The organism is Phyllobacterium zundukense (genome assembly GCF_002764115.1).
GTDB lineage: Bacteria > Pseudomonadota > Alphaproteobacteria > Rhizobiales > Rhizobiaceae > Phyllobacterium > Phyllobacterium zundukense.
This window is the reverse complement of the sequence record NZ_CP017942.1, coordinates 345,916-364,796: the sequence shown is the minus strand read 5'-3', so window position 1 is coordinate 364,796 and position 18,881 is coordinate 345,916. Positions and strand designations below refer to the sequence as shown.

Below are 18,881 nucleotides of genomic sequence, written 5' to 3'. Positions count from 1 at the left end.
TGCACAGTCATCATTCTAATCCAGGGAGGAACACATGAGAAAATTTCTAATTGGTTCAACAGCCATGGCATTGCTCGCAATGTCCGGTGCCACATCAGCCTTTGCGTGCGATCCGGACTATACTGGCGTGACGCTGTCGGCCACCACGCAAACTGGCCCTTACATTGCTTCGGCATTGCAGCTCGCTGCCAAGGGTTGGGAGCAAAAGACTTGCGGCAAGGTCAACGTCGTGGAGTTCCCCTGGTCGGAACTTTATCCAAAGATCGTCACGACGCTGACGTCGGGCGAGGACACGTTCGACGTGATCGCCTTCGCTCCGGCCTGGGCGCCAGATTTCACTGATTATCTTTCGGAAATGCCGAAAGCCATGCAGTCGGGGCCTGATTGGGAGGACATTGCGCCTGTCTATCGTGAGTCCCTGATGGTCTGGAATGGCAAGGTTCTGTCACAGACCATGGATGGCGACGTCCACACCTACACCTATCGCATCGATCTCTTCGAAAACCCGGACAACCAGAAGGCCTTCAAAGAAAAGTATGGCTATGATCTGGCCCCGGCGAAGACCTGGAAGCAATATCTCGATATTGCCGAATTCTTCCAGCAGCCCGACAAGGGTATCTGGGGTACCGCTGAGGCCTTTCGTCGTGGCGGCCAGCAGTTCTGGTTCTTCTTCAGCCATGCGGCGGGCTATACCAATCACCCTGACCACAAGGGCTCCATGTTCTTTGATCCCGACACAATGGATGCACAGATCAACAACCCCGGCTGGGTGCGCGGCCTTGAGGAGTATATTCGGTCGTCAAAGCTGGCGCCGCCAAATGCTCTGAACTTCTCCTTCGGCGAAGTGAATGCGGCCTTTGCCGGCGGCCAGGCGGCCGAGTCGATCGGCTGGGGTGATACTGGCGTGATCGCTGCCGATCCAAAGCAGTCAAAAGTCTCGGGCAATGTTGGATCGGCCATGCTCCCTGGTTCCGATGAGATCTGGAACTACAAGACCAAGAAATGGGACAAGTTCGACCATGTCGTCGAATCTCCCTTCATGGCGTTTGGCGGCTGGCAGGCTGCGGTTCCAGCTTCCTCCAAGAAGCAGGAAGCGGCTTGGGACTATATCAAATATCTGACAAGCCCCGAGGTTTCCGGTCAGGCAGCGATCACTGGCGGAACCGGGGTAAATCCCTACCGCATTTCGCACACGACCAATCTGGATCTTTGGTCGAAGCTATTCAGCGAGCGCGAAGCAAAAGAATATCTCGGCGCCCAGAAGGATTCAGTGACGGCGAAGAACGTCGCTCTCGATATGCGTCTGCCCGGCTACTTCTCGTACACGGAAATCCTCGAAATCGAGCTTTCCAAGGCGCTTGCCGGCGAATCTACACCGCAACAGGCGCTCGACAGTGTCGCCGAGCAGTGGAACAAGCTGACGGATGAATTTGGACGCGACAAGCAGCTTGCGGCTTACCGGGCATCCATGGGCCTGCCGCTGAAATAAGCGGGCAACGTCTTCCCCGCCCCGGATATTGCCGGGGCGGGCTTTTAACTCTCTCGGAAAAGGGCAAAGCATGTCCCAAGTGCGTTTGGAACAAGTCACCAAATCCTTCGGTGGCGTTTCGGTTATCCCACCGCTTGATCTGGTGATCGCGGACAAGGAGTTTGTGGTTCTCGTCGGCCCTTCCGGCTGTGGTAAGACGACCACCTTGCGGATGATCGCCGGACTGGAACAGGCGACCTCAGGCGAAATCCGCATCGGCGACCGCGACGTCACATCTCTTCGCCCTGGCTTGCGCAATTGCTCCATGGTGTTTCAGAATTACGCCCTCTACCCACATATGACGGTTGCTGAAAACATCGGCTACGGCATGAAAGTGCGCGGCACAACCAAGGCCGAAATTGACAAGGCTGTTGCGGAAGCTGCCCGTATCCTCAACCTTGGTGCCTACCTCAACCGCAAGCCAAGCGCGCTTTCGGGGGGACAGCGTCAGCGCGTCGCCATCGGCCGCGCTATCGTCCGGCAACCGGATGTGTTCCTGTTCGATGAACCACTGTCCAATCTCGACGCCAAGCTGCGTATTGAAATGCGCACCGAAATCAAATTGCTGCATCGCCGTTTGCAGACGACCATCGTCTACGTAACACATGATCAGGTGGAAGCGATGACGATGGCAGATCGTGTTGTTGTGATGAATCAGGGCCGTATCGAGCAGGCCGCTGATCCTATCACGCTTTATGAGTTGCCTAAAAATCTCTTCGTAGCAGCATTTATCGGCGCACCAAGCATGAACTTCATCGAGGGTTCATTGGAGCGCAACGGGACTGCCATGGGGTTCCGTACCACGGGCGATGTGGTAATCCCCATCCCGGAAAACCGGGTGGCCAAGCTGGCCGAAGCAACCGGGCAACCTGTTGTGCTCGGTATTCGCCCTGAGCACACAATGACCGTCGATTCCTCCTTCCCGACGATCCCATTGAAGGTCGCTGATATCGAACCGCTTGGGCCTCATACACTGGCCATTGGCAAGGCCGGCACCGCAGCCTTCACGGCTCAGGTGTCTGCTGGCTCGAGAATCGCCCACGATGATGTCATCAACGTGCCGATCGAGCCTGACAAGATGCACTTCTTTCTGAAGAGCACGGGCGAGGCCATCGGCCGGTAGCCGGTTCTACCGAAAACCAGTTTCTTTTTTACTTGGTTGAGACATGCGTGCTGGCACGGGGGGCGACAATCAGTCCCCCTTTCTTTGATATCCGGTGCTCAGTTCTTTGATGTTGCTATTTGGATCAGGCAAATTAAGCGTTATTTCATCAACGACCGGTTCGTCCTGCTCTTCAGCGCCAATCTCCCGCAACCATTCCCGCCAGATTGCGACGAGTAATGCCATCAAGACTGGCCCTATGAACAGGCCAAGGAAGCCCATTGTCTTTACGCCGCCAATCAGCCCAAAAAAGGTTGGAAGGAAAGCCAATTTGACGGGACCACCAACAAGTTTCGGTCGCAACGTTTTGTCGACGATGAACAATTCCGTTGCACCCCAGATGAACAACAACAAGCCGGCCAGCTGCGATCCGCTTCCGACAAGATAGAGAGAAACCAGTGTAAAGCACAGGGGCGCGCCGCCCGGGACGAGGGCCATGACTGCTGTAATGACGCCGAGAGTCGCCGGTGAGGGGACGCCCGCTATCCAGTAAGCCCCTCCGAGCACGACACCTTCACCGATCGCGATGATTGTCATTCCTGTGACTGTCGAACTGATCGTTGCTGGAACAACGCGAGAGATCCGCTCCCAGCGTGTGGGTAACAGACGCTCTCCCAAACGATCGATCTGCCTGGCGAATGCTTCTCCGTCCTTGAAGATGAAGAAAAGCGCGATAAGCATGAATATCGCGGTCAAAAGCAGTGTGAACGCACCGCCGCCTGCTATCACCACCGCCCGGTAGATGCTGCCGAAATTCGCGCCTGTGCCGATCTGCAAGAGATGGCCAAGTGCCCCTGGAGGCCCCACGTGCTGAATCCACATCTGACTCAGCCATTCACCAATTAACGGCAATCCGGCGATCCATTGCGGCGGAAGTGCGCCATCGCGGTTCACCTCGACGGCCCATTTGATCCACTCGCCGACTTCATTGGCGGCATATGCTCCAGCGAAGGCGACCGGAACAATAATGAATGCGAGAAGAAGGAGAATAGCGGCAAAAGCAGCGACGGTTTTGTTGCCACCCAAGGCCGTCCGTAGACGAGTGAAGACGGGCCAGCTGGCAAATGCAATGACGAGCGCCGCAAGAACGGGAACCAGAAATCCATGAAAGAAATAGATGCCTGCAACGATGATGGCAACGATTAGCCAGCGCGCGGCGGATGCCGGCGAAATCAGTGTTCCTGATGCGCGGCCAATGGGGCGTAGCGGCTCAACATTCTTGCTGGTCATTATTCCTCCCAGGCGTCGTTTGATCCAACTCTATCAGATCGAGTTTTGAGTACTACTAGTTCTCGCTGATTCCGTACCAGCGATATCATTTCGAATGAATGAACTGTTTCTGCGGACTGCAGTGCGGTCGTACCGTCCTTCAAACGAAATATCCTGTTGACAGATATCCTACAAGTGGTTATCTAATTCGCTGCAAGATTACTGACGATCATTGGAGCGGATTCATCAATGTCCTTCAAATCGCTCAAGCCATTGTACCGGGCGCCTTTGCTCCATGTTTCCGTGCAGGAGAGTCTGCGCGCTTATATCAATGAAAATGGCCTTGAAGCCGGTGCGCCCATGCCACCGGAAGGTGAGCTTGCCAGCCAGCTTGGCGTCAGCAGGAACTCGCTTCGCGAAGGCATCAAGGCGCTGGAGTCAGTTGGCGTGTTGGAGTCGAGGCGAGGGGTGGGTGTCTTCGTCAAGGCTTTCTCCTTTGAGCCGCTGCTAGACAATCTGGCCTATGGCCTCGGAGGAGCACTGCGCCAGATCGAGGAGGTTCTCGAGATACGCCGGACGCTGGAGGTCGGCCTTATCGGCAAGACCCTGGAAAGAATTACCGACGAAGACATTCAGGAGCTAAGGCAGGTGGTGGCGCGGATGCGTGTTCACGCCGAGCGCAACGAAGCCTTCGTCGATGAAGACCGGCTATTTCACAGATTGCTATTTCGCTGCCAGGAAAATGAAACCCTGGTGAGGCTCATCGAAGTGTTCTGGCTTGCTTTCTACAAGGCGTCGGACTTCGTCAATCTCGAAAACACCGACCCGATGGCCACCTGGCGCGATCATGAAGCGATCGTCGATGCGGTCGAAACGCGAAATCTCGAAGACGCACGCAAGCGTCTCGACAGTCACTACGAGGGGATTGCTCGGGTGATTGAACACAACAAGACCAATCCATCCAATGGGAGGACTCCATGAAACTGAAAATGATAGCCTCGGCACTGGCTATATCCGCGGCGCTTTTAAGCGCTGGCGCCGTATCAATGGCACCGGCGGCGCAAGCAGCGACCTTGTCAGGTGGATTTGATGTGGGGCCGGGAGGGTTCCAGGGCAATTTCAATCCGCTGGCGGCCACGGCCGGGTTCACCTGGCTCAGTGTCTATTTCGAGCCACTTGTCAGCTATGACGAGAAGCTGCAGAAAGTCGTCGGCGCCCTTGCGGATACCTATGAAGTCAGTCCGGACCAGCTGACCTATACGTTCAAGCTGGCGGATGCAAAATGGCACGACGGCAAACCGTTCACCTCCAGGGACGCAAAATTCACCATTGAACTAGCCAAGGACGCCAAATCCGGTTCGGTTCTTGCTGCCCGTTTGAAGGCGGTTGCATCCGTTGAAGCGCCGGACGAACACACTTTGGTCATCAAGCTCAGTGCTCCGAGCGCGAGCACCCTAGATACGATGACCAAGGTGATGATGCTGCCTGAACATGCGTTGGCATCCATCCCCGCGGATCAGCTCGCCAAGAACAGCTGGTGGTCAACAACGCCCATCGGCACCGGCCCATTCAAGTTCACCAAATATGTCACCGATCAATATGTCGAACTCGCTGCCAACACCGACTATCGCGGCGGCAAGCCGGCGCTCGAGCGTGTAATCAACCGCTACTTTGCCAATCCGGCCGCGGCCATCGCCGCGCTGCGTGCAGGTGAAATACAGTTCACCTATGTTGATTCCAATGACGTTTCGACGTTCAAGGGCGACGAAGCATTCAAGGTGATCGAAGGCGACTCCTTTGTCGTGAATTATCTCGGCTTCAATCATGACTCGCCGATCTGGAAAGATATTCGCGTCCGCAAGGCCGTGATGTATGCCATCAACCGCGACGCGATCATCAAAAGCCTCTATGGCGGTGCCGCCAAACCAGCCAATTGCGCCTATGTAGTCGACCAGTTGGTGCCGCAGGGCGTTGACACGTATGCGTATGATCCGGAAAAGGCAAAAAAACTGCTCGAAGAAGCCGGATGGGCGCAGATTAATGGCGACAAGCCGATCACGCTTCTGACTTACTATACCACGCCGCTGGCTACCAATGTGCTAGCAGCTGTGCAGGCCATGCTGGCGCAGGTGGGGATAAATGTCGTGCCGCGGGCTGTTGATACGCCGACATACAACAGCATTGTACTCAACCCGACACCGGATGTGGCACAGTTCCAGATGGTCTATGCCGGTCTGCAGAATGGACCTGACGCAGGCAGTATCAATGTTGGCCTCAATGAAAAGCAAATCCCGCCAGCGGGTCCAAATGTCGTGCGTGCCCGAATGCCTGACCTCAATAAAGCTCTGGATTCAGCACTAGCGGAGCCTGACGCTTCCAAACGTGTCGCCCACTATCAGGATGTCTGCAAGGTGATGAACGCAAATCTGCCCTGGGCAACCCTGTGGGTGGCAAACCGCTATGGTGTCGTGTCGGCAAAGCTGAAGGATTTCACCTGGACGCCGGCCCCGGGTGGCGGACCGTACCAGGCTCATCCGGAAAAATGGTCGATCGCTGAATAGACCGTTCGTTTGCTTAAAGCGGGGTGGCTTCGGTCACCCCCACAAAGCGGAATCAAGATGCTTCATTATAGTCTTCGACGCCTGATGATAGGAACCGGCATGCTCGTCGCATTGAGCATGCTTATCTTCCTGCTGCTCCGTCTCACGCCGGGCGATCCGATCGATGCCTATATCGATCCGAATATCCCCATGTCGCCAACGCAACTTGTCGATCTGCGCAGCCAGCTCGGGCTAGATAAACCTTTGCCTGTGCAATACCTGGCGTGGCTGCAACAGGCTGTGACTGGTAACCTTGGCTTTTCGATCAAGCGCCAGGACCAACCGGTGTTGGGCTTGGTACTGTCGCGGATCGGGCCGACAGTATTGTTAATGGGATCCGCTCTCATGATCGCTATCGTAGCCGGCATCGCGACGGGCGTCGTCAGCGCGGTGCGCCGGAATTCTGCGGCCGATTTGTCGTTCTCCGTGTTCGCTGTCATCGGGATTTCCAGTCCGCCATTTCTTAGTGCGTTGATCGGCCTCTATGTTTTTGCAGTACGCCTGAAATGGGCACCATCCGGGGGTATGCTGACGCCCGGAACAGAATTTTCGATCGGCGATCTACTGTGGCACCTGATCATGCCTGCCGCGCTTCTTTCGATTGCCCAGGCGGCGTTGATCATGCGCTACATGCGCGCCTCGCTGCTGGAAGTCCTCAACCAGGATTATGTGCGCACCGCTCGGGCAAAGGGGGTCAAGGAATTCTGGGTCATCGCCAAGCATGCCCTGCGCAATGCACTACTGCCAGTCGTGACACTGATCGGGTCGACCATCGGCTTGGCTATTGGAGGTGCTATCTTCATCGAAAGCGTGTTCAACTGGCCCGGCATGGGGCTGTTGCTGGTCAACGCCGTAGAGACGCGCGATTACCCCGTAATCATGGGCGCCACGCTGGTCATCGGCGCTTGTGTGATCGTCGTCAATCTCCTGACCGACATAACCTATGCGGTCATTGACCCGCGCATCAAGGTGGGCTGATGCTGGCGCGTACTCCTTCTCCCAGCCCGGGTCCGACAGCCAGAGCACTGCATCGCTTCGGCCACAACAGAGCAGCGATTTTCGGCCTTTGCGCGATCGTGCCGATGTTGATGCTGATCCTGTCATACCCGCTGTGGTGGACCTTCAGGCCGAACGACATAGATCTTCTGGCCATGAACAGCAGTCCCACCGCCACACACTGGTTCGGGACCGACGGTGTGGGCCGCGACGTGTTTGCCCGCGTTCTCGAAGGCGGGCGCATTTCGCTGTTGGTAGCAGTTGCATCGACGATAGTCTCGGCGACCATCGGTTTTCTGGTCGGCGCCATCTCGGCGCTTGCTGGACGCTGGGCCGACGCGGTCACCATGCGCTTCGTCGATCTGGTGATGACGTTGCCGCCCGTTATCTTTCTGCTGGTACTCGCGTCGATTGCCGGTACCGGCATATGGCCGACGGTCCTGGTCATCTCGCTGCTGTCGTGGCCGCTATTGTCACGCATGATCCGTTCGCGCCTGCTTGAGCTGCGTGAACGGGATTTCGTCGTGGCCTCGCGCGGCATGGGGGCAGGGCTTGCTCACCTGTTGTTCCGGCATGGCCTGCCGAACTCGATCGATATTCTCGTCGTATATGCGACCCTGCAAATCGCCAATGCGATCCTGCTGGAGGCGGGCCTGTCTTTCCTAGGGCTAGGCATCGCACCTCCCGCCGCAAGCTGGGGCAACATGCTGAATGCCGCCCGATCCACTGCAGTTCTCGAACAATTTCCCTGGCAATGGCTGTTCCCTGGCGGGGCGCTGGTGCTTGCTGTCCTTGCGATCAACTTCATTGGCGATGGTCTGAGAGATGCCTTCGATCCTCGCGCCGAACTAAACTGACAAGCGAAAGAAAAACGAAAATGACAAAATTCCATGGTGTTGTTCCTCCCGTCGTAACACCGCTCAATCTGGACTTCACGGTTGATTATTCGTCCTATACAAAGGTGCTCGAACACCTGATCGGGGCAGGGTGCCACGGCGTATTCGTGCTCGGCTCGACGAGTGAAGTAGTGTTCCACGACGAAAGGACGCGGCAACAGATCCTCGAACATACGGTGAAGGTGGTCAACGGTCGCGTGCCCGTCATCGCTGGCGTCGTCGATCCGACGACCGATCGCGTTATCAATCATACCAAGGTCGCGAAGGCTGCCGGGGCCGCCGCCGTGGTCGTAACCGCGCCGTTCTATACCGTCACCAGTCAGGCTGAGACGATGGACCATTTCCGATATATCAAGGATGCGGTCGATATTCCGCTAGTCGCCTACGACATCCCCGTTTGCGTGCATGCCAAACTTGCGCGTTCGACAGTGACGACACTGGCCAAGGAAGGCGTCATCATCGGTCTCAAGGATTCCAGCGGCGATGACGGCAATTTCCGTTATGCCCTGCTTGATCTCGCTGAATACAAGGAAATGTTCCTGATGACCGGCTCGGAGATCGTCGTCGACAATGCACTGCAGATGGGTGCTCACGGCGTCGTTCCGGGCCTCGCCAATGTCGATCCGCATGGCTATGTCCGGCTGTGGGACGCCGCGCAACGCGGCGACTGGGTCGCGGCGCGCAAGGAGCAGGAACGGCTCTGCAAGCTGTTTGAAATCGTATGGGTCGCGCAGGGCCGCGTCAGCGGCGGTGCTTCGGGCGTGGGCGGATTCAAGACTGCGATGCGCAGCCTGGGCATCATCGATACGAACGTCATGCCGCGGCCACGGCAGGCACTGAATGATACGGAAACCACAAAGATCGATGCGATTCTGCGCTCCACCGGCCTGCTCGGCTGAGGGCAAAAATGGACAAGCGCATCGAACCAATTCTCGACATTCAAGGATTGCGGACAATCTTCCGCACCCGCGGCGGCGAGATCACGGCTGTCAACGGCATCGACCTGGCCGTAGCAGCCGGTGAGACGGTAGCGCTTGTCGGCGAATCCGGTTCAGGCAAATCCGTGACCAGCCTGTCGGTCATGCGCCTGTTGACCCACAACGTCGGGGCTATTGCGGCGGGGAGCATCCGGTTCAAGAGCAAGGATGGTGCGGTTCGTGATCTCGTCACGCTGGGTGAGGAACAGATGCGGACGATCCGCGGGGATGATATCGGCATGGTGTTCCAGGAGCCGATGTCCAGTCTGAACCCGGTATTTACGGTGGGGGACCAGATCGCGGAGCCTATCCGCATCCATCGCAATGCCGACCGGAAGCCGGCCATGGTTGCTGCAATCGCGCTCCTCGATCAGGTCGGCATACCTGATGCGAAACGCCGGGCTGGGCAATACCCGCACGAGCTATCCGGTGGCATGCGTCAGCGTGTGACAATCGCCATGGCGCTGGCCTGTGATCCGACATTGCTGATCGCCGACGAACCAACAACTGCACTGGATGTGACGATCCAGGCGCAAATCCTCGACCTTCTGCTCAGGCTCCAGCAAGAGCGCGGTATGGGCATGCTTTTCGTCACACACAATCTTGGAGTGGTCGCTGAAATAGCCCATCGTGTCGCGGTCATGTATGCGGGGCGGATCGTAGAGGAAGGACCGGTCGGCGAAGTTTTCCGTAATCCTCGTCACCCCTATACGCTCGGCCTTCTCGCATCAATGCCGCGGCTTGGCGATGCGACTCGCATGAAGCAGGCCGGAGAGAAACTGGCGGCCATCCCCGGTGTTGTGCCGAGCCTCGCGGATATGCCCGTTGGTTGTGCTTTTTCTCCGCGCTGCAGCTATGCGATCGATGCCTGCCGGATAGCGGTGCCACTACTTTCCGAAGTAAATGCGGTGCATCGCAGCCGCTGCATTCGGTGGCAGGAGGTGAGACGATGAGCGCCGCTCCATTCCTCGTCGTCCGCGATTTGGCGAAGCACTACGTTTCCCGAGGAACGAAACTCAATATCCTCGAAGGCATCTCTTTCGATATTGCCAAGGGCGAAGTAGTCGGCCTTGTCGGCGAATCCGGCAGCGGCAAGACCACGATTGGCCGTTCGGTATTGCGGTTGGTCGAGCCTTCGTCCGGTAGTGTGAAATTCGACGGCACGGAACTGACCCTGCTCTCGGCTTCGCAGATGCGGCGGGCGCGGCCGCGCATGCAGTATATTTTTCAGGATCCCTTTGCGAGCCTTTCACCACGCATGACCATAGGCGAGATCTTGACTGAAGGCTTGAAAATCCAGGGCATCGGCACACGTCAGGAACGCCTCGACCGGGCTCGGACAGCGCTGGCACAGGTCGATCTTCCGGCCGAAGCGATCAACCGGTATGCGCATGAGTTTTCCGGTGGGCAGCGCCAGCGCATCGGCATTGCGCGCGCTTTGACGCTTGCACCGGAATTCATCGTCGCAGACGAGCCGGTATCGGCACTTGATGTATCGATCCAGGCGCAGGTGATCAATCTTCTGCGCGATCTGCAGCAGCGGCTGGGCCTCACTATGCTGTTCATTTCGCACGACCTCGCGGTCGTGGAATATATCTGTGACCGGGTAATCGTGCTCTACCTCGGACGCATCATGGAGATTGCCTCCAGTGCCGATCTGTATTCGAAGCCGCAGCATCCCTATACACGGGCCCTTTTGTCGGCAATCCCGTCATCGGATCCAGACGCGCCGCGCAACCGCCAAATCCTGAAGGGGGATATACCGAGCCCAGCCAATCCGCCCAGCGGTTGCGTGTTCCGTACGCGTTGTCCCAACGCATTGGACGCCTGCGCTCAAACGATCCCGCAATTGCGCGAAGTTGGACCAGGCCAGTTCAAGGCCTGTATCCGCGATGATCTGAACTGAGCCCAGGAGCTTGCCTTGAAATCGGGAAAACACGCAATCAGCGGCAATTGGGCCAGTCTGCTCCTGCCTATAGAGGCAGACGACAATATAGAGTTCAATAAGCTGGGCGACGAGATCGATATTCTGGTCGATGCGGGTGTCGACGGCATTTATTCGAACGGCACGGCCGGCGAATTCCACAATCAGACCGAGGAGGAATTCGACAAAATACAGTTTGTGTTAGCTGAGCGGTGCCAAAGGGCAGGGATGCCATTCATTATCGGGGCGTGTCAGCCCGATCCGGCGATCATGCTCAATCGTGTGCGCCGTGCCGCATCGCATATGCCCGCTGCCATTCAGGTCATATTGCCGGACTGGTGGCCGCTGACCGATTCGGAAGCAATCGATTTCCTCAACAGGGCGTCCGACACTGCAAGCGGCATTCCCCTGATCCTCTACAATCCCCCACATGCAAAGCGCGTTCTCGCATCGACGGAACTCGCAACAATACTGGCTTCAGCACCCGGCGTAACAGGCGTGAAATTGGCCGATGGCGGCAAGGACTGGTATGCGGATGCCCGCGCACATCTGCACGGTGTTTCGCTTTTCGTACCCGGGCATCATCTCGCCACTGGTGTCAATGAAGGTGTCGCGGCGGGATCATTCTCCAACGTTGCGTGTCTCAGTCCGGGCGGTGCTCAACGGTGGACCGATCTGATGCAAACCGACATTGGCGTGGCTCTCGAAATTGAACAGCGGATCTGCAGGTTCATGGATGAGCATATCGTGCCGTTCAGGCAAAATTTGGGATATTCAAATGCTGCGCTCGACAAATTGCTTGCCGCCGTAGGCAATTGGGGACCTGTCGGAACGCGGCTCCGTTTTCCCTACCGCTGGATCCCAGACAGTGAGGCAGAGCGGTTGAGGGGCATCGCAAAACAGGAATTGAGCGAGATTATCATCTGACCGTAGCCCGCAATGAGTAATTGAGAGATTCATATTCCTGAGTGCCGAGCGGCGAATTATCCGTTGGAAACTGGCTGTGAGATTACAGTTTAGTCATGCGGTAAATGTACGCGGTCAGCGTTAAAGACCTACGCTTTGGGCCGGCATTTACTGAATCTCAATCGCCTATCCAAATAATGAATATTGAAAAGCTCGACGCGACCACGACCAGTGTATGTGGCCCCAGGGCCTTTACAGTGTTCAAGGGCTTGGGGGCAAATCGGCAAATGGCGTCACATCGAAACAAGAGCGAGCTCGGTCGAACACCCTCGTTGCGGGAAATATCGGAACAAGGCGCCAGCGATATCCCGGTGTCGGATGCTGCAGGGGGCGCACCGGTTCTGCATCGACTGCTCCAGGAAGAATACCAACCTGGCGAGCACGGTTTGCCTTTGGTCGGGAAAGAGCCGAATTCTCAAAACGCTATTCGTCAGAAGCAGGCGGTTCCGTGGCGGGGTAGGGCGATCAGGAGCCTTGCGGGCGTCGCCCTCCTGATCGTAGTTGGCTGGATACCGGTTCAGAGGCTCTTTCAGGTCTCGAGCGTCGAGGCTGTTGTCAATGCGCGGCTGGTGACTTTGAGAGCGCCGATTGGCGGTCTCATCGAAAAGGATATGATTCTGGATGGTACGGACAATAGCGTTCAGCAGAATGCGCCCCTCGTTCATATCGTGAATTCGAGAGTAGATCAGAGCCGGTTGAACGATGCCCGGCGCGATCTGGATCAGACGCTGGAGCAACGGGCTTCCCTTACAGAACAGGTTGAACAATTGACAAAGCTCCGCAACGATTTGCAGGTTCAGGTCGCGGCCTTCCAGGAAGGGCGTATGCGTCAATTGCAAGCGCGGGTCGCAGAAACTGACGCGTTAGTGGCTTCGGCAAATGTTGAAAACGACAAGGCGCAAGTGGAGCGTGCACGTGTCGAAGCACTCCAAACAAAGGGGTTTCTGTCACAGTCCGAATTGGACAAGGCTGTTCGTAGCGCGCGCGTTGCGGAGGAGGCCGTCAGGGGCGCAACCGCGAAACGCGATAGCGCGACTGTCGAACTGGATGCATTAGCCCGTGGCGTTTTCATAGGAGACAGCTATAATGATCAGCCACGGTCGGCGCAGCGTCTCGATGAAATCATGCAAACTATTGCGGTAGCCACAGCCGATCTGCGAAGGCAGGATCTCCGCCATGCGAACTCGCAGATTGCGGTTGCTCGCGAGAAAGCACTGTTTGCCGCCGCAAGCGAGGTCACGATCCGCGCGCCGGTCGTCGGGCAGATTTGGGAAGTGCTGGCATCGCCTGGCGAGCAGGTCGTCGCTGGACAGGATTTGATGCGGCTTCTTGATTGTTCCAATTCGGTAGTAACGGCGACGGTCAGTGAAGCCGTCTACAACCGGTTAAGCGTTGGCACGCCAGCTCGTTTCATTTTTAGGGAAGGCGGGCCTGAACACCAGGGCAAAGTGGTACAGTTAAGCGGCGTTGCATCTGTAGCAGCCAATCTCGCCATTCTGCCGTCTGCGCTGACCAAGCAATCCTACCGGGTGACGGTTTCTGTTCCGGATATAGCCGCCAGTGGGCAATGCCTGGTGGGGCGGACCGGACGCGTCGTCTTCCAGCATGATCAGGTTGCCGGTTGAGCTACTTTCGGCTCGATACCGGGTGCGCGGACAGGGCTTCCCAATCATGAACCCGATCATCTCTACCTTGTTAGAAGGTGCGGTACCGGGTCTTCTCGTGGCCGGCGCAATGCTCGTCATCTTGCCATGGCTGTCTCGCGACAGCCGATGGCGCGTCATTCCGATAGCCGCGACGCTGACCTTGACCTTGCACTATTTGCATTGGCGCGCCACCGTCACAATTCCCCCAATGGCGGACTTCAGCAATTTTGCCTTTGGCTGTCTGTTCTTTGCTATCGAGTTTATAGCGGTTACTGGATCGATCCTCTCCTATGTGACCCTGCTTCGGGTTCGCAGTCGCACGGCGGAGGCCGATGCCAACCATGAATGGCTTTTCTCCCACCGGACCATGCCGCTGGTTGACGTTTTTATCTGCACATACAATGAAGACAGAGAAATCCTGGACCGCACCATCCTCGGTGCAATGGCGATGGATTATCCTAATTTTCGAGTCTGGATTCTCGATGACAGCCGCCGGGATTGGCTTTGCCAATTATCAAAGGAACTGGGCTGCCACTATCTGGCACGGCCCGACAATAACCACGCAAAGGCAGGTAACATCAACCATGCGTTGAAACATGTTGCCGGTCTTGCGACGCCTCCGGATTTCATCTCTATTCTCGATGCCGATTTCGTGCCTGCCCGGCATTTTTTATCACGGACAATGACGCTGTTTCGCGAAGACGATGTCGGTATCGTGCAGACGCCACAACATTTCATCAATCCCGATCCTATCCAAGCCAACCTGCGTGTAGCTGATGCCTGGCCGGACGAGCAGCGCTATTTCTTCGAGGTTCTTATGCCGTCGAAGGATGATTGGGGAACCGCGTTTTGCTGTGGTACATCGTCGGTCATCCGCATGACCGCATTAGCCCGAACAGGCGGTTTCCCAACGGATTCTGTGACCGAAGATTATCTGCTGACACTACGCCTGAAGCGGCACAGCTACCGGACGGTTTATCTCAACGAACAACTGTCCCTCGGACTGGCACCTGAAGGGCTGCAGGAATATATCACTCAAAGAAGCCGCTGGTGTCTGGGATTCATGCAGATTGTCAGAGGTCCGGATGGGCCGTTCAATCTGAAAAACGGCCTGTCATTTCTCGACCGGATGAGTCTGATCGAAACCCTCCTTTATTGGAGTGCAGCCTATGCGTTCCGCATGTCGGGCTTCTTGGTGCCAATCTTCTATCTGCTTTTCGATATCCGTGCCGTCAATGTCGATGCAGCCGACGGTATCCGGCATTTCCTTCCCTATTATCTTGTGAACATTGGAGTCATCGCCTGGCTGTCGAACCAGCGCGTGTTGCCAATCCTGACCGATCTTTCGCAGGTTCTGACGGCGCGAGAAGTTTTAACTGCCGTTGTCGTGGGTTTGTTTCGCCCGCGCGGGCGGAAATTCAAGGTAACTGCCAAGGGTGGTGATCGCAGCAAAACCATCATTCAATGGCGCATGATGGCGCTGTTTGCTGCGTTGCTGGCGCTCACGATCCTCGGCATTTTCATGTCGTTCTCTGTTCACAGCAACGGATCGCTTCAGGATTCAAGTGCGATTGCCCTCTACTGGTGCTGGTACAACATCACGATTCTTCTTACTGCCATAGCGGTTTGTGTCGAGCGCCCGCGTGTCAGAAAGAACGAACGACTGCGCTGCAACGATCCAATCGTGGTAACTGCAGGCGATCGACGAGGGGTTTTTCTCATGGCTGATATATCCATTACCGGAGCGAGGCTGCTCGGCACAGCACCGGCAAATGTCGGTGCAGGCGTTACCCTTCAACTCGGTACATCATTGCTACATGGTCAAATTGCCAGGCAATCGGAGGTGGATTTCGCCATTGTGATAGAGAACACCATCGTGGCGCGTGCAGCGATGGTGCGGTACGTTTATTCCGGCAAGTTCCAATCCTCGATTGTGACAATCAAAACGGGTACCGTGATGAAGAGGGTATTCGCACGATTGTTTGGTTGAGGCCTGATTGCAGACCCATCAGGTGAGCGACCCGTCGACAATGATGATTGGCCGTCCCTGAGAGCAGTGCTCGATCCGGGCATCGACGCGGTAAATATCACGCAGCAGAGCTTGTGTAATCACTTCGCGAGTTGGACCACTGGCTATCATTGTTCCGTTGGCGATGACGATCGTGTTGTCGCAGTAGCGCAATGCGTGATTCAGATCATGCAGTGCAATCATCACGGCCATGTTCGACCGGGCCGAAAGGCTCTTCATGAAACTGAGGACCTCGATTTGGCGGAACAGGTCCAGCGCCGACGTCGGCTCGTCCATCAGCAGAACTTCGGGTTTACGCACCAGGGCCTGGGCAATCGACACCAGCTGGCGCTGGCCGCCGGATAGTTCGCCAAGGCTGCGGAATGCGAGATCGTCGATCCTGAGCGCTCCCAGTATCCGGTCGATTTCCTGCAACTCGCTGTCATGGACCTTCCAGCCCGAACCCTGCTTGGATGCGAGCAGAACGGATTCGTAAACGGTAAGCACCGCGTTGGCATCCGTATCCTGCGGCATGTAGCAGATGGTTTCATCGCCCTTGGCTGTTTCGGAGAGATGCACCAGACCAGGTCCCGAAATGAGCCCAGCAATCCGCTTGAACAGAGTTGATTTACCTGCGGCGTTAGGGCCGATAATGGCGGTCATACCGCCGGCGGTCAGCAATCCCGTGGTTACACCTGACAGTACCGTATGTTTTCCGTACTTGGCTCCAAGGCCGTCGAGCGTCAAGCTTACCATGAACGCCTCCGGTGCGTGAAAATGAGGGCGAAGAAGAATGGTACGCCGACCAGCGCCGTTATGACGCCGATCGGAAGAACAGCTCCCGGAATGAGCGTCTTGCTGACGACGGACGTGGTCGACAGGAGCAATGCGCCGCAGATGACCGATGCGGGCAGGAAGAAACGTTGATCTTCGCCAACCAGCATGCGCGCGATGTGCGGGCCAACAAGACCGACGAAGCCTATCGTGCCGACAAAAGAAACGGGGATGGCAGCCAGAAGACTCACGGTCAGCATGGTCTCAAGCCGCAAGCGGCGGACATTGATGCCGAAGCTGGCTGCCTTGTCTTCGCCGAGCCGCAAGGCCGTCAGTGCCCAGGCGCGGCGGGCAAACAACGGAACGGTGACAACCAGGACGGTAGCGGTGACCCAGACCTTTGGCCATGTCGCCTTGGTGAGGCTGCCCATGGTCCAGAACACGACAGCGGCAAGTGCCTGCTCCGAGGCCAGATATTCAAGCAGCGACAACAGCGCGTTAAACGTAAAGACAAGGGCAATGCCAAGCAGGACAATTGTTTCGACAGTGACACCGCGCATGGTTGAAGCAAAATGGATGAAGAGTGCTGCCAGCATTGCCATCAGAAAGGCGTTGATCGGCACCATGAATTGTGTAGCGACAGGAAAAACCGCGATCCCGCCAACCAGCGCAAGTGCGGCACCAAAGCCAGCCGCCGCCGAAATGCCAAGCGTGAATGGGCTGGCCAGGGGATTGGCGAGAATGGTTTGCATCTGCGCGCCCGCGACCGAAAGCGAGGCACCAACGGTCACCGCCATCAGTGCAATGGGCATACGGATATCCCAGATGACAACTCGGAGTTGATCGCTGACCGCATCGGATTGGAACAGGGCCTTGAGCACATCGGAAAGCGCGTAATTTGCGGGCCCGAGAGCCATGTCGATGGCGACGGAAAGGAACAACGCGACGCACAGCCCGCCGATCAACAGCAGCCGACGCAAGACAAGGGCACGGTAACGTCCGTGCCCCTCGATACCCGCCACTTTATCTAGCACCGTGACCATCACTCTTCGCCTGCAGGAAGTGAGACGAAATAGCCTGGACGGTAGATGATCGGCAAAAACCGTTCATGAAACTCCCTGAACGTCTTGTCTGGATCGAGATCGCCAAACAGATCGGGATGGAACCATTTGGCAAATTGCTGGATCGGAACGAACTCATAGGGAACGCCGTAGAACTGGTGCCAAACGGCGTGCACCTTGCCATTCTTGACCGCGGCGAGGCTGGAAAAGGCGGGGCGTTCCATCAACGCTTCGAGTTTTGTACGGGCGTTTTCCGGGTCAGCACCGCGCCCGACATGCACAAACTGGTTGATATCCGATTCTGCGGCCCAGTTCGCGCCCGTGACGATCACGTGGTCCGGATTGCTTACGACGATCTGCTCGGGATTGAGATCGCCAAAAGTGGTGCTGATGACGTCGGTTGCAATGTTATGGCCGCCTGCCAGTTCGACCATCTCACCAAAATTGGCAGGGCCGAAAGTTCGGCAGCACACATTGTCGCCCGAGATGCCGGGCGAGCGCTCGATGAAGACTTTGGGGCGCACGATGTTCCCCGCCTTGGCGAGGCGTTCGGTGACAAGTGCAATCTGGGCACGGCGATAGGCGATGAACTCCGCCGCCTTTGTCTTCTCGCCGAAGATGCTGCCAAGCAGCTCGATACTCTTCTCGCTGTTCTTCGCCGGATCAACCCGGAAATCGAGGTAAACGATCGCAATACCTGCGGCGGCAGCCTTTTCCTCGATACCGGATTCCTGTGCGGATTTCTGCGCCTCGAGGTTCAGGGTCAGGATATCCGGCTTCAGGGCAATAGCTCCCTCCAGGCTGAATGTCCCGCTGGGTATGTAGCCGGTTTGCGGCAGGCTTTCGAGCGCCGGAAAGCGTTCGCGGTAAGCTTCGTAGGAATCCGGATCCTTCTTGATCATGTCATCGCGCCAGCCGACGATCGTGTCGAACAGATGCTCGCCCTTTAGCGCGGCGATCACGTGAATCTGCCGCGCCTCGCCGACAAGGACGCGCTTTGCGGGTAGGTCAAGTTCCACCTGCCGGCCCGTGACGTCGGTAATTGTTGTCTTGTCAGCTACCGCCGGCGTTGCCGTCAAGAGTAAAGCAGCGGTAAGCACCAAAATAGCTCTGTTCAAAATCATCGTCTGAAAA

General features: G+C 56.7%; 16 protein-coding genes. 12 read left to right on the top strand and 4 right to left on the bottom strand.

Annotated features, from left to right (window positions below):
* The first annotated feature begins 34 nt into the window (after positions 1 to 34).
* Both BLM14_RS24765 and BLM14_RS24760 read left to right on the top strand, forming a co-directional pair.
* Entirely contained in the window at positions 35 to 1,489 is a 1,455-nt protein-coding gene (locus BLM14_RS24765; RefSeq protein ID WP_100002633.1) for an ABC transporter substrate-binding protein, read from the top strand.
* 70 nt (positions 1,490 to 1,559) lie between these two features.
* A complete protein-coding gene (locus tag BLM14_RS24760; protein WP_100002632.1) occupies positions 1,560 to 2,651 on the top strand; it encodes an ABC transporter ATP-binding protein in 1,092 nt (363 codons plus the stop codon).
* Between the two features lie 69 nt (positions 2,652 to 2,720).
* On the opposite strand, the gene BLM14_RS24755 is transcribed toward BLM14_RS24760, so the two are convergent.
* Positions 2,721 to 3,920 (bottom strand): AI-2E family transporter, encoded by a 1,200-nt coding sequence (locus BLM14_RS24755; RefSeq protein WP_100002631.1) that lies wholly within the window; start codon positions 3,918 to 3,920, stop codon positions 2,721 to 2,723.
* Between the two features lie 228 nt (positions 3,921 to 4,148).
* Here BLM14_RS24755 and BLM14_RS24750 point away from each other — a divergent pair, with 228 nt between their 5' ends.
* The 10 genes from BLM14_RS24750 to BLM14_RS24705 all read left to right on the top strand — a co-directional run bounded on the left by BLM14_RS24750 (position 4,149) and on the right by BLM14_RS24705 (position 15,894).
* Positions 4,149 to 4,880, top strand: coding sequence for a FadR/GntR family transcriptional regulator (locus tag BLM14_RS24750; protein ID WP_100002629.1), 732 nt, complete (start codon positions 4,149 to 4,151; stop codon positions 4,878 to 4,880).
* Positions 4,877 to 6,460: an ABC transporter substrate-binding protein gene (locus BLM14_RS24745; RefSeq protein WP_100002627.1), complete on the top strand. Its 1,584-nt coding sequence runs from the start codon at positions 4,877 to 4,879 to the stop codon at positions 6,458 to 6,460. The genes BLM14_RS24750 and BLM14_RS24745 overlap by 4 nt, the downstream gene beginning before the upstream one ends.
* Before the next feature lie 57 nt (positions 6,461 to 6,517).
* The gene (locus tag BLM14_RS24740; protein ID WP_100002625.1) at positions 6,518 to 7,477 is read left to right on the top strand and encodes an ABC transporter permease; all 960 of its coding nucleotides are present in this window, start codon (positions 6,518 to 6,520) and stop codon (positions 7,475 to 7,477) included.
* Entirely contained in the window at positions 7,477 to 8,352 is an 876-nt protein-coding gene (locus tag BLM14_RS24735; protein WP_100002623.1) for an ABC transporter permease, read from the top strand. Before BLM14_RS24740 ends, BLM14_RS24735 begins: the two co-directional genes overlap by 1 nt.
* 20 nt (positions 8,353 to 8,372) lie before the next feature.
* A complete protein-coding gene (locus BLM14_RS24730) occupies positions 8,373 to 9,290 on the top strand; it encodes a dihydrodipicolinate synthase family protein (RefSeq protein WP_100002621.1) in 918 nt (305 codons plus the stop codon).
* Between the two features lie 8 nt (positions 9,291 to 9,298).
* On the top strand, positions 9,299 to 10,321 hold the full coding sequence (locus BLM14_RS24725; RefSeq protein WP_100002619.1) for an ABC transporter ATP-binding protein: 1,023 nt from the start codon (positions 9,299 to 9,301) through the stop codon (positions 10,319 to 10,321).
* Entirely contained in the window at positions 10,318 to 11,274 is a 957-nt protein-coding gene (locus BLM14_RS24720) for an ABC transporter ATP-binding protein (RefSeq protein WP_100002617.1), read from the top strand. The genes BLM14_RS24725 and BLM14_RS24720 overlap by 4 nt, the downstream gene beginning before the upstream one ends.
* Before the next feature lie 15 nt (positions 11,275 to 11,289).
* Positions 11,290 to 12,219, top strand: coding sequence for a dihydrodipicolinate synthase family protein (locus BLM14_RS24715; protein ID WP_100002615.1), 930 nt, complete (start codon positions 11,290 to 11,292; stop codon positions 12,217 to 12,219).
* A 266-nt stretch (positions 12,220 to 12,485) separates the two neighbouring features.
* A complete protein-coding gene (locus tag BLM14_RS24710; protein ID WP_157929594.1) occupies positions 12,486 to 13,883 on the top strand; it encodes an HlyD family secretion protein in 1,398 nt (465 codons plus the stop codon).
* Between the two features lie 46 nt (positions 13,884 to 13,929).
* Positions 13,930 to 15,894 carry a glycosyltransferase gene (locus BLM14_RS24705; RefSeq protein ID WP_157929593.1) on the top strand — a complete coding sequence of 655 codons (1,965 nt, stop codon included), beginning with the start codon at positions 13,930 to 13,932 and terminating at the stop codon, positions 15,892 to 15,894.
* Between the two features lie 18 nt (positions 15,895 to 15,912).
* On the opposite strand, the gene BLM14_RS24700 is transcribed toward BLM14_RS24705, so the two are convergent.
* Genes BLM14_RS24700 through BLM14_RS24690 form a run of 3 tightly spaced genes read right to left on the bottom strand, consistent with a single transcriptional unit; the run spans position 15,913 to position 18,871 of the window.
* Positions 15,913 to 16,668, bottom strand: a complete 756-nt coding sequence (locus tag BLM14_RS24700; protein WP_100002609.1) for an ABC transporter ATP-binding protein — start codon at positions 16,666 to 16,668, stop codon at positions 15,913 to 15,915.
* A complete protein-coding gene (locus tag BLM14_RS24695; protein ID WP_162293241.1) occupies positions 16,662 to 17,729 on the bottom strand; it encodes a FecCD family ABC transporter permease in 1,068 nt (355 codons plus the stop codon). Before BLM14_RS24695 ends, BLM14_RS24700 begins: the two co-directional genes overlap by 7 nt.
* Positions 17,729 to 18,871, bottom strand: a complete 1,143-nt coding sequence (locus BLM14_RS24690) for an ABC transporter substrate-binding protein (RefSeq protein WP_100002605.1) — start codon at positions 18,869 to 18,871, stop codon at positions 17,729 to 17,731. The genes BLM14_RS24695 and BLM14_RS24690 overlap by 1 nt, the downstream gene beginning before the upstream one ends.
* Positions 18,872 to 18,881: the final 10 nt, after the last annotated feature.